Below are 14,273 nucleotides of genomic sequence, written 5' to 3'. Positions count from 1 at the left end.
AACCAAATCATTTAAGGAGGTGCCCACATGCATATCAAAAAAGGTGACAACGTAAAAGTTATCGCAGGTAAAGACAAAGGTAAAGAAGGTAAAGTAATCGCTACTGAACCTAAAAAAGACCGTGTCGTTGTGGAAGGTGTTAATGTTATTAAAAAACACCAAAAACCAACTCAATTAAATCCTGAAGGTGGAATCTTAGAAACAGAGGCAGCAATCCATGTTTCTAACGTACAATTATTAGATCCTAAAACAAACGAACCTACTCGTGTTGGTTACAAATTTGTTGATGGTAAAAAAGTTCGTATCGCTAAAAAATCTGGCGAAGAAATCAAAACTAATAATTAATAACTAGTTGAAAGGAGGATCCACTTTGAACCGTTTAAAAGAAAGATACAATACTGAAGTTACTGAAAACTTAGTGAAAAAATTCAATTATAGTTCTGTAATGGAAGTACCAAAAATCGAAAAAATCGTTGTAAATATGGGTGTAGGTGATGCAGTTCAAAACTCTAAAGTGTTAGATAACGCTGTAGAAGAATTAGAATTAATCACTGGTCAAAAACCATTAGTAACAAAAGCAAAAAAATCAGTTGCAACATTCCGTTTACGTGAAGGTATGCCAATCGGTGCGAAAGTTACACTTCGCGGAGAAAGAATGTATGAATTCTTAGATAAATTAATCGCAGTTTCATTACCTCGTGTACGTGACTTCCAAGGTGTTTCTAAAACAGCATTCGATGGTCGTGGTAACTACACTTTAGGAATTAAAGAACAATTAATTTTCCCAGAAATCGACTATGATAAAGTAAGTAAAGTAAGAGGAATGGATATTGTTATCGTAACAACTGCTAACACTGACGAGGAAGCTCGTGAATTGTTAACAAACTTCGGTATGCCATTTCGTAAATAATCTCTAAAAGGAGGCTAATTAAGTGGCTAAAACTTCTATGGTTGCTAAGCAACAGAAAAAACAAAAATATGCAGTACGTGAATATACTCGTTGTGAACGTTGTGGTCGTCCACATTCTGTATATCGTAAATTCAAATTATGCCGTATTTGTTTCCGTGAATTAGCTTACAAAGGGCAAATCCCTGGCGTACGTAAAGCTAGCTGGTAATATATAAGAGTCTGAAAGGAGGCAACAATCAATGACAATGACAGATCCAATCGCAGATATGCTTACTCGTGTAAGAAACGCAAACATGGTGCGTCACGAGAAATTAGAATTACCTGCGTCTAACATTAAAAAACAAATTGCTGAAATCTTAAAAAGTGAAGGTTTCATTAAAAACGTAGAATACGTTGAAGATGATAAACAAGGTGTTATTCGTTTATTCTTAAAATATGGTCAAAACAATGAACGTGTTATCACAGGATTAAAACGTATCTCTAAACCAGGTTTACGTGTATATGCTAAAGCAAACGAAGTACCTAAAGTATTAAATGGTTTAGGTATTGCATTAGTTTCAACTTCTGAAGGTGTTATCACTGACAAAGAAGCTAGAAAACGTAACGTTGGCGGAGAAATTATCGCATACGTTTGGTAATAATAAATTAGGAGGTGCCATAACATGAGTCGTGTTGGTAAGAAAATTATTGACATCCCTAGCGACGTTACAGTAACTTTTGATGGTCATACTGCTACTGTAAAAGGTCCTAAAGGTGAATTAACTAGAACATTTAACGAAAGAATGACTTTCAAACAAGAAGAAAACACTATCGAAGTTGTAAGACCTACTGAGTCTAAAGAAGATAGAACAGTTCATGGTACAACTCGTGCTTTATTAAATAATATGGTACAAGGTGTTTCTCAAGGTTTCGAAAAAACACTTGAGCTTGTTGGTGTAGGTTACCGTGCTCAAATGCAAGGTAGTGACTTAGTATTAAACGTTGGTTACTCTCACCCTGTTGAAATTAAAGCTGAAGATGGCATTACTTTCGCAGTAGAGAAAAACACAACTGTTAGAGTATCTGGTGTATCTAAAGAACAAGTTGGAGCAATTGCTTCTAACATCCGTTCAGTAAGACCTCCAGAACCTTACAAAGGAAAAGGTATCCGTTACCAAGGTGAATATGTTCGCCGTAAAGAAGGTAAAACAGGTAAATAATAGATAACTCTCTTAAGAAAGGAGTAATACAATGATCAGTAAAATTGATAAAAACAAAGTGCGTTTGAAAAGACATGCTCGTGTGCGTACTAAATTATCAGGTACAGCTGAAAAACCACGTTTAAATGTATATCGTTCAAACAAACACATTTATGCACAAATTATCGATGATGTTAAAGGCGAAACTTTAGTTCAAGCTTCATCAAAAGATAAAGATATCGCAAGTGATTCAACTTCTAAAGTAGATTTATCTACTAAAGTAGGCGAAGCAATTGCTAAAAAAGCATCAGACAAAGGTATTAAAGAAATCGTATTTGATCGTGGCGGTTACTTATACCATGGTCGTGTAAAAGCTTTAGCAGAAGCTGCTAGAGAAAGCGGATTAGAATTTTAATTTAAAGGAGGGACAAATACATGGCTCGTAGAGAAGAAGAAACGAAAGAATTTGAAGAACGCGTTGTAACAATCAACCGTGTTGCTAAAGTTGTTAAAGGTGGTCGTCGTTTCCGTTTCACTGCATTAGTAGTAGTTGGAGACAAAAATGGTCGTGTAGGTTTCGGTACTGGTAAAGCTCAAGAGGTACCTGAAGCTATCAAAAAAGCTGTTGAAGCAGCTAAAAAAGATTTAGTAGTTGTTCCACGTGTTGAAGGAACTACTCCTCACACTATCACTGGCCGTTATGGTTCAGGTAGCGTATTCATGAAACCAGCTGCACCTGGTACAGGAGTTATCGCTGGTGGTCCAGTTCGTGCCGTATTAGAATTAGCAGGTATCACTGATATCTTAAGTAAATCATTAGGATCTAACACACCAATCAATATGGTTCGTGCTACAATCAATGGTTTACAAAACCTTAAAAATGCTGAAGATGTTGCTAAATTACGCGGCAAATCAGTAGAAGAATTATATAATTAAGGAGGGAAAATAGATAATGGCTAAATTACAAATTACCCTCACTCGTAGTGTTATTGGTCGTCCTGAAACACAACGTAAAACTGTTGAAGCATTAGGTCTTAAAAAGACTAATAGTTCAGTAGTAGTTGAAGATAACCCTGCTATCCGTGGGCAAATCAACAAAGTTAGACACTTATTGACAGTAGAAGAAAAATAATTAAGGAGGTGCCTATATAATGAAATTACATGAGTTAAAAGCAGCTGAAGGTTCACGTCGTGTACGTAACCGCGTTGGCCGTGGTGCTGGTTCTGGTAACGGTAAAACTAGTGGTCGCGGACAAAAAGGTCAAAAAGCACGTTCAGGTGGTGGCGTAAGACCTGGATTTGAAGGTGGACAATTACCTTTATTCCGTCGTTTACCAAAACGTGGTTTCACTAACATTAATCGTAAAGAATATGCTATTGTTAACTTAGACCAACTTAATAAATTTGAAGATGGTACTGAAGTAACTCCAGCTTTATTAGTTGAAACTGGTGTAGTTAAGAATGAAAAATCTGGTATCAAAGTACTAGGTAATGGCTCACTTGATAAAAAATTGACAGTGAAAGCTCATAAATTCTCAGCTTCAGCAGTAGAAGCAATTGATGCAAAAGGTGGAGCACACGAGGTGATCTAATGTTTCAAACGCTTGTGATCTTCTTTAAAACTAAAGAAGTTCGAAACAAGATTTTCTTTACCTTAGCAATGTTAGTTATATTCAAAATAGGAACTTACATTCCGGCTCCAGGAGTTAACCCTGAGCCTTTTGAACAACAAGGTTCTGATCAAGGAGTCGCCGCTCTTCTTAATACGTTTGGTGGCGGAGCCTTAAAGAACTTTTCAATATTTGCTATGGGCATCATGCCCTACATCACCGCATCTATCGTAATGCAATTACTACAAATGGATATTGTTCCGAAATTCTCTGAATGGGCGAAACAAGGTGAAGTAGGTAAAAGAAAGCTTAGCAATGTAACACGTTATTTCGCTATCATTTTGGCTTTTATACAGTCAAATGGTATGGCATTCCAATTTAATAACTATTTAGGTGGTAAATTAATTATTCACCAATCTATTATGAGTTATTTATTGATTGCCGTTGTTTTAACAGCAGGAACTGCATTTCTAATTTGGCTTGGTGATCAAATCACTCAATTCGGAGTTGGTAATGGTATTTCTATCATTATCTTTGCAGGTATTTTATCAACTTTGCCTTCATCAATTATTCAATTCGTGCAACAAGCATTCGTTGGTAATGATGATACTACATTGGCATGGTTAAAAGTTATTGGTTTAATTGTAGGATTAGTTTTACTAACAATTGGTGCTATTTATGTACTAGAAGCGAAACGTAAAATTCCTATCCAATATGCTAAAAAACAGTCTGCTCAAAGATTAGGATCACAAGCAACTTATCTACCTTTAAAAGTTAACTCTGCAGGGGTAATTCCAGTAATCTTTGCGATGGCATTTTTCCTATTGCCAAGAACATTAACATTGTTCTTCCCAAAAGCTGATTGGGCGCAAACTATATCTGAATATGCTAACCCTTCAAACACTTACGGCATGATTGTTTATGTAGTATTAATTATTGCATTTACGTATTTCTATGCCTTTGTTCAAGTTAATCCTGAAAAAATGGCTGATAACTTGAAGAAACAAGGTAGTTACGTTCCAGGTATAAGACCTGGTGAACAAACTAAAAAATATATTACTAAAGTACTTTATCGCTTAACTTTTGTCGGCTCTATTTTCTTAGCAGTCATTGCGATATTACCAATATTAGCGACTAAGTTCATGAGTTTACCTCAATCAATACAAATTGGTGGTACAAGTTTATTAATCGTAATTGGTGTTGCAATTGAAACTATGAAATCACTTGAAGCTCAAGTGAGTCAAAAAGAATATAAAGGCTTTGGTGGTAGATAATTTGTAGGAGGGCAATTTATGAATATCATTTTAATGGGTTTACCTGGCGCAGGTAAAGGAACTCAAGCGAGTGAAATTGTTAAGAAATTCCCAATACCACATATATCTACTGGTGACATGTTCAGAAAAGCGATTAAAGATGAAACAGATTTAGGAAAAGAAGCTAAATCTTACATGGATCGTGGAGAATTAGTCCCTGATGAAGTTACTGTAGGTATCGTTAAAGAAAGAATATCTGAAGACGATGCAAAAAAAGGATTCTTATTAGATGGCTTCCCAAGAACAATCGATCAAGCTGAGGCGTTAAATGATATTATGTCTGAGCTTGATAGAAACATCGATGCTGTCATTAACATCGAAGTTCCTGAGGAAGAATTGATGAATCGTCTTACAGGTCGTCGTATCTGTGAAAAATGTGGTACGACTTATCATCTTGTATTTAATCCTCCAAAGGTTGATGGTATTTGTGATATCGATGGTGGAAAGCTTTATCAACGCGAAGATGATAATCCTGAAACAGTATCTAATCGCTTAAACGTTAATGTTAAACAGTCAAAACCTATTTTAGAGTACTATAATGAAAAAGGTGTGCTAAAAAACATTGATGGTGCGAAAGATATTGACGATGTAACCAAAGATGTCATTGATATCTTAGATCAATTAAAATAGATCAACTTAATACGGTCTAGATTTATGTGAATTTGATTAGGTTTCTCTGGCAAGAATTAATTTTCTGAGTGTCGAATGACGATAATAATTCCCGCATTTTGTTAAACTTATTTTAACTAGTCACTATATTAGATTCGTATCGTTGAAGTTGTCTATTGACGATTACCTTACTATTGTAAAAAGGGAGGAAGTTAATCAATGGCGAAACAAGATGTAATTGAATTAGAAGGTACAGTATTAGATACTTTACCAAATGCTATGTTTAAAGTAGAATTAGAAAATGGTCATGAGATTTTAGCTCACGTAAGTGGTAAAATTAGAATGAATTATATTCGTATTCTACCTGGCGACAAAGTAACTGTAGAAATGTCTCCGTATGATTTATCACGCGGTAGAATTACTTATCGTTATAAATAATCGTCACTCCATAATATAGGGAGGTATAAAAATGAAAGTAAGACCATCAGTTAAACCAATTTGCGAAAAATGTAAAGTCATTAAACGTAAAGGTAAAGTAATGGTAATTTGTGACAATCCTAAGCACAAACAAAGACAAGGTTAATAAAAGAGAGGTGTAAATATATATGGCACGTATTGCAGGAGTAGATATCCCACGTGAAAAACGCATTGTTATCTCATTAACATATGTATATGGTATTGGTACTTCAACAGCTAAAAAAATCGTTGAAGAAGCTAATGTATCAGCAGACACACGTGTAAAAGATTTAACAGATGACGAATTAGGTCGTATTCGTGAAGTTGTTGACAGTTATAAAGTTGAAGGTGACTTACGTCGTGAACAAAACTTAAACATTAAACGTTTAATGGAAATTTCTTCATACCGTGGTATCCGTCACCGTCGTGGTTTACCAGTTCGCGGTCAAAAAACTAAAAACAACGCACGTACTCGTAAAGGCCCAGTTAAAACTGTAGCTAACAAGAAAAAATAATAGGTAAAGGAGGCAAATATAAATGGCACGTAAACAAGTATCTCGTAAACGTAGAGTTAAAAAGAATATTGAAAATGGTGTGGCTCACATCCGTTCAACATTCAACAATACAATCGTAACTATCACTGATGAATTTGGTAATGCTTTATCTTGGTCATCAGCTGGTGCATTAGGTTTCAAAGGATCTAAAAAATCAACACCATTCGCAGCTCAAATGGCTTCTGAAACTGCTTCAAAATCTGCAATGGAACATGGTTTAAAAACTGTTGAAGTAACAGTAAAAGGACCTGGACCAGGTCGTGAATCAGCTATCCGTGCATTACAATCAGCTGGTTTAGAAGTAACTGCAATCAGAGACGTTACTCCAGTACCTCATAACGGTTGTCGTCCACCAAAACGTCGTCGCGTCTAATTTATAATAGATTGTTATTGTTACAGGTCACTGAGCGAAACAGTTTAAAATTAAGTCGACGTAATTAAGGAGGATTTTTGTAAATGATAGAAATTGAAAAACCTAGAATTGAGACAATTGAAATTAGTGAAGATGCTAAATTCGGTAAGTTCGTTGTTGAACCACTAGAACGTGGCTACGGTACTACACTAGGAAACTCCTTACGTCGTATCCTACTATCTTCATTACCAGGTGCAGCCGTTAAGTACATTGAAATCGAAGGTGTTTTACACGAATTTTCAGCTATAGATAATGTTGTTGAAGATGTTTCTACTATTATTATGAACATCAAAAAATTAGCACTCAAAATCTATTCTGAAGAAGATAAAACATTAGAAATCGATGTTCGAGATGAAGGCGAAGTTACTGCAAGTGACATTACTCACGATAGTGATGTAGAAGTTCTAAATCCAGAACTTAAAATCGCAACAGTGTCTAAAGGTGGACATTTAAAAATTCGTCTAGTTGCTAACAAGGGTAGAGGTTACGCATTAGCAGAACAAAATAATACTAGTGATTTACCAATCGGTGTAATTCCTGTTGATTCACTATACTCACCAGTTGAACGTGTTAACTATACAGTTGAAAACACACGTGTCGGTCAAAGTAGTGATTTTGATAAATTAACTTTAGATGTTTGGACTAATGGTTCAATCACTCCACAAGAGTCAGTATCATTAGCTGCTAAGATTTTGACTGAACATTTAAATATTTTTGTAGGTCTTACAGATGAAGCTCAAAATGCTGAAATCATGATTGAAAAAGAAGAAGATCAAAAAGAAAAAGTACTTGAAATGTCTATTGAAGAATTAGACTTATCAGTACGTTCATACAACTGTTTAAAACGTGCAGGAATCAATTCAGTTCAAGAATTAGCTGATAAATCTGAAGCTGATATGATGAAAGTTCGTAATTTAGGTCGTAAATCTCTAGAAGAAGTTAAATATAAATTAGAAGATTTAGGATTAGGATTAAGAAAAGAAGATTAATAAGTTAAAGGAGGTCAACTCATGGGTTACAGAAAATTAGGTCGTACTTCTGATCAACGTAAAGCTATGTTACGTGACTTAGCTACTTCACTTATCGTTAGTGAGCGCATTGAAACTACAGAAGCTCGTGCAAAAGAAGTTCGTAGTGTTGTTGAGAAATTAATCACTTTAGGTAAAAAAGGAGATTTAGCTTCTCGTCGTAATGCTGCAAAAACATTACGTAATGTTGAAATCTTAAATGAAGATGAAACTACACAAACTGCACTTCAAAAATTATTCGGTGAAATTGCTGAACGTTATACAGAACGTCAAGGTGGTTACACTCGTATTCTTAAAGTAGGTCCTCGTCGCGGAGACGGTGCTGAATCAGTTATCATCGAATTAGTAGATTAATTCAAGATATAAATACACTAACTACTTATATGTAAAGCAAATGAGTGCAACGATAATGTTTGCCACATACAAATATTGTCTAGCTCAGAGTGCCCCATCAATTAAATATATTTCAAAGCGTGAACTCAACTAAAATATGATGGGGTGCGCGCTTTTTTATTTTCAAAGAAGCAATTAGCTTCTATTCAACCAATAAATTATTATATATAATACTAAGAACTCAAATGGTCATAGTTTATATTGAAAAATCGCATTAGTTGACCGAAATGAAAGCTTTTTATTTAGTTTTTCAGTTTTAGTCATCCTTAATAGGGGCGGGACAATGGATTCGAAATGAATTCTGTCCGGTCCCTTTTTATTTTGAAAAAATGAAATAAAACAATAATATACATGCAATTCATATTCATGTAAACTATACTAGTACAAAGTTTTAGGAGGGATTCTAGTGGAGGCGATTAACACTAATATTATTGAACTTAAGCAAGTTGACTTTCAATATCAAGGCGATGCAGCCTTCACATTAAATAATGTATCCTTTAAGATTCCTAAAAATCAATGGACTTCAATTGTTGGACATAATGGGTCAGGAAAATCAACAATAGCTAAATTAATAGTTGGTATTGAAATTGCGACCAATGGTACGATTTTTTTCAATCAATCACCTATCTCTAATAATGATTTCAAAGATATACGAGAACACGTTGGAATTGTCTTCCAAAATCCAGAAAATCAATTTGTAGGTTCGATTGTTAAATACGATGTTGCGTTTGGTTTAGAGAACCACGCTGTTCCAACTGAAAAAATGAAGGAAATAGTAGCACAATCTATTAGTGACGTTGGAATGACCGATTATGCGGATAGTGAACCACATTCATTATCAGGAGGACAGAAGCAAAGAGTAGCTATTGCAGGTGTATTAGCATTAAGTCCTTCAGTCATTATTTTAGATGAAGCGACATCTATGTTAGACCCTCAAGCAAAGAAATCATTGATGAGTTTAATACAAGAAGTTAAAGCAACTAAAGATGTAACAATTATTTCGATTACGCATGACTTAACTGAGGCGCTTGAAGGTGATCATGTCATAGTGATGAATCAAGGAACAGTTTATAAAGAAGGAAATCCACAAACAATATTTAAAGATATAAAAATGTTACAAGAAATTGGACTAGATTTACCTTTCTCAATGAAAATCAATCAACTTTTAGGATTTGATGACCACTTTATTACTTACGAAGGGTTGGTCGAAAAGCTATGAAAATAAAGTTTAATGATGTTACCTACACCTATCAACAGGGTACACCATATGAGTATAAAGCGTTAGACCACATTAATTTAACTATTGAGCAGGGTAAATACTATGCAATTGTTGGACAAACTGGAAGTGGAAAATCAACTTTAATTCAGCATTTCAATGGGTTATTAAAACCTACTAATGGCAATATTGAGCATGATGAACTTACGATTCACTCTAAAACTAAAGATAAATTTATTAGACCAATCAGACAAAAAGTTGGGCTAGTTTTTCAATTTCCTGAATCACAATTATTTGAAGATAATATTGAAAGAGAAATTGAGTTTGGACCTAAGAATTTTGGAATGAATGTTGAAGAAGTGAAAGAAAGAGCTTTTGATTTATTGTTAGAGTTAGGTTTTCCAAGAAATGTTATGTCTTTGTCACCATTCCAAATGTCTGGCGGCCAAATGCGTAAAATTGCAATTGTTTCAATCTTAGCTATGAACCCGGATGTCATTGTTTTAGATGAACCTACTGCTGGATTAGACCCAAAGAGCCGTCAACAAGTAATGGAGCTATTTAAAGAAATACAACTAAAACAAAATAAAACAATCATACTTGTATCTCATGATATGAATGAAGTTGCGAAATATGCTGAAGAAATTATCGTGATGAATGATGGAAATATTATCGAGCAAGTCACACCAAAAGAGTTGTTTAGACAAGGTAGTAAACTTGAAGAGTGGCATATAGACTTACCAGATATTGTTCAGTTACAACGTGATATTGAAATTAAACATGGTATCAAATTTAAGACAATCGCACTTACTGAGAATGAATTTGTAAGTATGTACCAGGAGTGGCAACATCATGAAGAATAAATTAATTATAGGTAGATATTTACCTAATAACTCTGTAATTCATCAGTTAGATCCACGAGCTAAAGTTTTATTTGTATTTATGTTTATTGTTTTAATATTTTTTGCTCATTCTTTTGCAACGTTTGGGTGGATTATCTTATTAATTCTAATGTTTATGTTTTTAGCGAAGATTAAATTATGGTTTTTAATTAAAGGATTAACACCAATATTTATTTTTACTATATTCACATTCTTCATGCATATCTTCTTCACACATGGTGGTACAAGATTAGTTGATTTTGGAATTATTAAAATTGATAGTGCTGGTATTTTAGAAGGTATCTTTATTTCATTACGTCTCATCACAATTGTTATGGTTGCAACAATAATGACGCTATCAACGAGCCCAATCGATTTAACAGATGCTTTTGAAAAATTGCTAACGCCATTAAAATGGTTTAAATTGCCTGTGCATCAATTAAGCATGATTATGTCAATCGCTTTAAGATTCATTCCAACTTTAATGGATGAATTAGATAAAATCATACTAGCTCAAAAATCACGAGGTTCTGAGTTAAGTTCGGGTGGCTTAATGACACGTATAAAAGCATTTATTCCTTTAATGATTCCATTATTTATCTCAGCTTTTCAAAGAGCAGAGGAATTAGCAATCGCTATGGAAGTACGTGGTTATGATGCTAATGTAAAACGAACAAGTTACAGAAAGCTACAATGGCATATTGGGGACACGATGTGCTTAATAAGTATCATCCCAATAGCCATAGTATTATTAGTATTAAAATATATTGGAGTGTAATACAGTGCGTATACTTGTTAATATTTCTTATCAAGGAAGTCAATTTCTAGGGTTTCAAATTCAACAGCAAGGAAGAACTGTGCAACAACAATTTGAAAAGATATTGAAGCGTATGCATCGGCGACATGTTCGCATTCATCCTTCAAGTCGTACGGACAGAGGTGTACATGCGTATGAACAATTTTTTCATTTTGATACAGACTTAAATATTGAACCACAGCAATGGAAGTATGCGATGAATAGTGCTTTACCTGATGATATATACGTCAAAGAAGTTCAACAAGTCGATGATCATTTTCATTGTCGTTATGACTGTCTAGGCAAGCGATATCGTTATAAAGTATATCAAGCAACGCATCGTAATCCTTTTGAAAGTGGCTTAAAGACATTTATTAAAGAAGATTTAAATTATTCAAAAATGAACGAAGCTGCAAAACATTTCATTGGAACACATGATTTTACAGGATTCTGCTCTCAAAAGACTGAAGTCGAAAGCAAAGTACGTACGTTATACCAAAGTGAAATCATTCAAACAGATGAAGGGTTTGACTATGTTGTGACAGGGTCAGGCTTTTTATATAATATGGTTCGCGTGTTAGTAGCGTTTCTAATTGAAGTAGGAAAAGGTAAACGTCATCCAAGTGAAGTGCCAACGCTATTAAATGAAAAAAATAGAGATAGTGTACCATTTACAGCACCTGCAGAAGGTCTCTATTTAGAGAAGATATATTTAACAGAAAAAGACTTAACAACAGACTTTGGAGACAATATTAAAATTCATCGTAAAAAATCATTACAAAATGACTAAATTGCATTGACAAACGGAGCTATAAAATATAACATAGTTAACGGTATTGTTTTATATCCACCCCATGATAAGCCCCGGAAACTTATTGTGTTACAAGATATATAAGCAAATTATACAGGAATAAAATAAATGAACATTTACGCTTTGAAAATCGTAACAGAATGAATAGATTGCAGGCCTCGTTCGTAGGTTCGACTGCGATACGTACCTGTAATCTAAAACGAAGCATTTATTTTTAGGAGGACAATTATTATGCGTCAAACATTTATGGCAAATGAATCAAACATTGAGCGCAAATGGTATGTTATTGATGCTGAAGGCCAAACATTAGGTCGTTTATCATCTGAAGTAGCATCTATCTTACGCGGTAAAAATAAAGTAACTTATACACCACACGTTGACACTGGTGATTATGTAATCATCATTAACGCTGCTAAAATCGAATTAACTGGTAAAAAAGAATCAGATAAAATTTATTATCGTCACTCAAACCACCCAGGCGGTATCAAATCAGTTACAGCTGGTGAGTTAAAACGTAATAATCCAGAACGTTTACTTGAAACTTCAATCAAAGGTATGTTACCAAGTTCACGTTTAGGTGAAAAACAAGGTAAAAAATTATTTGTATATGGTGGCGCTGAACATCCACACGCTGCACAACAACCAGAAAACTACGAGTTACGTGGTTAATTAGAAGGAGGAAATTACATTGGCACAAGTTGAATATAGAGGCACAGGCCGTCGTAAAAACTCAGTAGCACGTGTACGTTTAGTACCAGGTGAAGGTAATATCACAGTTAACGAACGTGACGTACGTGAGTACTTACCATTCGAATCATTAATCTTAGACTTAAACCAACCATTTGATGTTACAGAAACTAAAGGTAACTATGATGTATTAGTTAACGTACACGGTGGTGGTTTCACTGGACAAGCACAAGCTATCCGTCACGGAATCGCACGTGCATTATTAGAAGCAGATCCTGAATACAGAGGTTCTTTAAAACGCGCAGGTCTATTAACTCGTGACCCACGTATGAAAGAACGTAAAAAACCAGGTCTTAAAAAAGCACGTCGTTCTCCACAATTCTCAAAACGTTAATTGCCAAAGCTGTTGCGAATTTATTCGCTTACAGATTTGGTACGCAAATTGCATCAGCAATTTGTGTTCCATTGGAACGTTCAAAGCACTTCTCAACTTTGAGAAGTGCTTTTTTGTATGCAATAAAAGCTAGAGATCCATAAAACCTCTAGCTTTTGAACTTTATATTTATTTTTTAAATACTTCCTCAACAACTTCTGTCATATCGTTATGAATGACTAAATCTGCCTTTCTATCATACGGTGTTTTATCTCGATTAATAATGACTAAATTATCTCCTGTGAAGTTTGAAATGAAGCCAGCAGCAGGTTGCACTACAAGTGATGAACCTAACACAATAACAGTGTCTGCCTTTTGGATTTTATCAAGTGCACGGAAAACTGTTGGTTGATCTAACATCTCACCATATAAGACAATGTCAGGTCGAATAACTTCACCACATGATTCACAATATCTTAATTCATGTTCCATGACATATGATTTTGTATATTCTTTACCACATTTAATGCAATAGAACCGATTGAGTGTACCATGAATTTCATCGATATTCTGACTTCCAGCATCTTCATGTAAGCCATCGATATTTTGTGTGATGACACCTAAAGATTTACCTTCTGTCTCTAACTCAGCGATCCATTCATGAACAATATTTGGTTTTTTATCAGCTACAAGTAAACGTTTATGATAAAAATCAATAAAGCTTTCCTTATTATCATTAAGATGGTCAACACTCAATAAATATTCAGGAGAATAGCCATCTTTAGATATTTCATCAAATAGTCCACCCATTGATCGGAAATCAGGAATACCACTTGCTACAGAAACACCTGCACCTGTAAAGAATACAATGCTATTTGATTTATCTACAATTTCTTTTAATTTTTCTATCTTGTTGCTCATTGAAAACACTCCATATACAGAATTTAATGCTTACTTTTGGTAAAATAATTTTAATATTACTTATATATCTATTACAACATACAATCAAATACACTTTCTAGAAATAATGTCTTAATTTATAAATG

At 34.4% G+C, this 14,273-nt stretch carries 24 protein-coding genes; 23 read left to right on the top strand and 1 reads right to left on the bottom strand.

What is annotated here, in order from left to right; genetic code table 11:
- Positions 1-27: 27 nt before the first annotated feature.
- The 23 genes from rplX to rpsI all read left to right on the top strand — a co-directional run bounded on the left by rplX (position 28) and on the right by rpsI (position 13,248).
- Positions 28-345 carry a 50S ribosomal protein L24 gene (gene rplX, locus F1592_RS01950; protein WP_033079619.1) on the top strand — a complete coding sequence of 106 codons (318 nt, stop codon included), beginning with the start codon at positions 28-30 and terminating at the stop codon, positions 343-345.
- A 25-nt stretch (positions 346-370) separates the two neighbouring features.
- The gene (gene rplE, locus F1592_RS01945; protein ID WP_011275133.1) at positions 371-910 is read left to right on the top strand and encodes a 50S ribosomal protein L5; all 540 of its coding nucleotides are present in this window, start codon (positions 371-373) and stop codon (positions 908-910) included.
- Positions 911-932: 22 nt separating this feature from the next.
- Positions 933-1,118 carry a type Z 30S ribosomal protein S14 gene (locus F1592_RS01940; RefSeq protein ID WP_001140799.1) on the top strand — a complete coding sequence of 62 codons (186 nt, stop codon included), beginning with the start codon at positions 933-935 and terminating at the stop codon, positions 1,116-1,118.
- A 31-nt stretch (positions 1,119-1,149) separates the two neighbouring features.
- Positions 1,150-1,548: a 30S ribosomal protein S8 gene (gene rpsH / locus F1592_RS01935; RefSeq protein WP_011275134.1), complete on the top strand. Its 399-nt coding sequence runs from the start codon at positions 1,150-1,152 to the stop codon at positions 1,546-1,548.
- A gap of 24 nt (positions 1,549-1,572) precedes the next feature.
- Entirely contained in the window at positions 1,573-2,109 is a 537-nt protein-coding gene (rplF, locus tag F1592_RS01930) for a 50S ribosomal protein L6 (RefSeq protein ID WP_011275135.1), read from the top strand.
- Positions 2,110-2,140: 31 nt separating this feature from the next.
- Positions 2,141-2,503: a 50S ribosomal protein L18 gene (gene rplR / locus F1592_RS01925; protein ID WP_011275136.1), complete on the top strand. Its 363-nt coding sequence runs from the start codon at positions 2,141-2,143 to the stop codon at positions 2,501-2,503.
- 20 nt (positions 2,504-2,523) lie between these two features.
- Positions 2,524-3,024 (top strand): 30S ribosomal protein S5, encoded by a 501-nt coding sequence (gene rpsE / locus F1592_RS01920; protein WP_011275137.1) that lies wholly within the window; start codon positions 2,524-2,526, stop codon positions 3,022-3,024.
- A 16-nt stretch (positions 3,025-3,040) separates the two neighbouring features.
- Positions 3,041-3,220, top strand: coding sequence for a 50S ribosomal protein L30 (gene rpmD / locus F1592_RS01915; protein WP_011275138.1), 180 nt, complete (start codon positions 3,041-3,043; stop codon positions 3,218-3,220).
- Positions 3,221-3,239: 19 nt separating this feature from the next.
- Positions 3,240-3,680, top strand: coding sequence for a 50S ribosomal protein L15 (rplO, locus tag F1592_RS01910; protein ID WP_011275139.1), 441 nt, complete (start codon positions 3,240-3,242; stop codon positions 3,678-3,680).
- Positions 3,680-4,972 (top strand): preprotein translocase subunit SecY, encoded by a 1,293-nt coding sequence (secY, locus tag F1592_RS01905; RefSeq protein WP_149809433.1) that lies wholly within the window; start codon positions 3,680-3,682, stop codon positions 4,970-4,972. The genes rplO and secY overlap by 1 nt, the downstream gene beginning before the upstream one ends.
- 18 nt (positions 4,973-4,990) lie before the next feature.
- A complete protein-coding gene (locus F1592_RS01900; RefSeq protein ID WP_037536020.1) occupies positions 4,991-5,641 on the top strand; it encodes an adenylate kinase in 651 nt (216 codons plus the stop codon).
- A gap of 198 nt (positions 5,642-5,839) precedes the next feature.
- On the top strand, positions 5,840-6,058 hold the full coding sequence (gene infA / locus F1592_RS01895; RefSeq protein WP_001829792.1) for a translation initiation factor IF-1: 219 nt from the start codon (positions 5,840-5,842) through the stop codon (positions 6,056-6,058).
- A gap of 31 nt (positions 6,059-6,089) precedes the next feature.
- Positions 6,090-6,203: a 50S ribosomal protein L36 gene (rpmJ, locus tag F1592_RS01890; protein WP_001829709.1), complete on the top strand. Its 114-nt coding sequence runs from the start codon at positions 6,090-6,092 to the stop codon at positions 6,201-6,203.
- Between the two features lie 22 nt (positions 6,204-6,225).
- Positions 6,226-6,591 (top strand): 30S ribosomal protein S13, encoded by a 366-nt coding sequence (gene rpsM, locus F1592_RS01885; protein WP_011275142.1) that lies wholly within the window; start codon positions 6,226-6,228, stop codon positions 6,589-6,591.
- Positions 6,592-6,613: 22 nt separating this feature from the next.
- The gene (gene rpsK, locus F1592_RS01880; protein WP_000101625.1) at positions 6,614-7,003 is read left to right on the top strand and encodes a 30S ribosomal protein S11; all 390 of its coding nucleotides are present in this window, start codon (positions 6,614-6,616) and stop codon (positions 7,001-7,003) included.
- A gap of 83 nt (positions 7,004-7,086) precedes the next feature.
- Entirely contained in the window at positions 7,087-8,031 is a 945-nt protein-coding gene (locus F1592_RS01875) for a DNA-directed RNA polymerase subunit alpha (RefSeq protein ID WP_011275143.1), read from the top strand.
- Between the two features lie 21 nt (positions 8,032-8,052).
- Positions 8,053-8,424, top strand: coding sequence for a 50S ribosomal protein L17 (gene rplQ / locus F1592_RS01870; protein WP_011275144.1), 372 nt, complete (start codon positions 8,053-8,055; stop codon positions 8,422-8,424).
- A gap of 445 nt (positions 8,425-8,869) precedes the next feature.
- Positions 8,870-9,682 (top strand): energy-coupling factor transporter ATPase, encoded by an 813-nt coding sequence (locus tag F1592_RS01865; RefSeq protein ID WP_053016662.1) that lies wholly within the window; start codon positions 8,870-8,872, stop codon positions 9,680-9,682.
- Positions 9,679-10,542 (top strand): energy-coupling factor transporter ATPase, encoded by an 864-nt coding sequence (locus tag F1592_RS01860; RefSeq protein ID WP_053016663.1) that lies wholly within the window; start codon positions 9,679-9,681, stop codon positions 10,540-10,542. The genes F1592_RS01865 and F1592_RS01860 overlap by 4 nt, the downstream gene beginning before the upstream one ends.
- Complete coding sequence (locus F1592_RS01855; protein ID WP_053016664.1) at positions 10,532-11,338, top strand: energy-coupling factor transporter transmembrane component T family protein; 807 nt, start codon at positions 10,532-10,534, stop codon at positions 11,336-11,338. Before F1592_RS01860 ends, F1592_RS01855 begins: the two co-directional genes overlap by 11 nt.
- Before the next feature lie 4 nt (positions 11,339-11,342).
- A complete protein-coding gene (truA, locus tag F1592_RS01850) occupies positions 11,343-12,146 on the top strand; it encodes a tRNA pseudouridine(38-40) synthase TruA (RefSeq protein WP_053016665.1) in 804 nt (267 codons plus the stop codon).
- A 252-nt stretch (positions 12,147-12,398) separates the two neighbouring features.
- Positions 12,399-12,836: a 50S ribosomal protein L13 gene (gene rplM, locus F1592_RS01845; RefSeq protein ID WP_011275149.1), complete on the top strand. Its 438-nt coding sequence runs from the start codon at positions 12,399-12,401 to the stop codon at positions 12,834-12,836.
- A 19-nt stretch (positions 12,837-12,855) separates the two neighbouring features.
- A complete protein-coding gene (rpsI, locus tag F1592_RS01840) occupies positions 12,856-13,248 on the top strand; it encodes a 30S ribosomal protein S9 (RefSeq protein ID WP_011275150.1) in 393 nt (130 codons plus the stop codon).
- A gap of 168 nt (positions 13,249-13,416) precedes the next feature.
- On the opposite strand, the gene F1592_RS01835 is transcribed toward rpsI, so the two are convergent.
- Positions 13,417-14,148, bottom strand: coding sequence for an NAD-dependent protein deacylase (locus tag F1592_RS01835; RefSeq protein WP_149809434.1), 732 nt, complete (start codon positions 14,146-14,148; stop codon positions 13,417-13,419).
- Positions 14,149-14,273: the final 125 nt, after the last annotated feature.

Source organism: Staphylococcus sp. GDX7P312P (assembly GCF_008385775.1).
Classification (GTDB): domain Bacteria; phylum Bacillota; class Bacilli; order Staphylococcales; family Staphylococcaceae; genus Staphylococcus; species Staphylococcus haemolyticus.
Note: the sequence above shows the minus strand (reverse complement) of the source record. Positions and strands in the feature narration are given on the sequence as shown.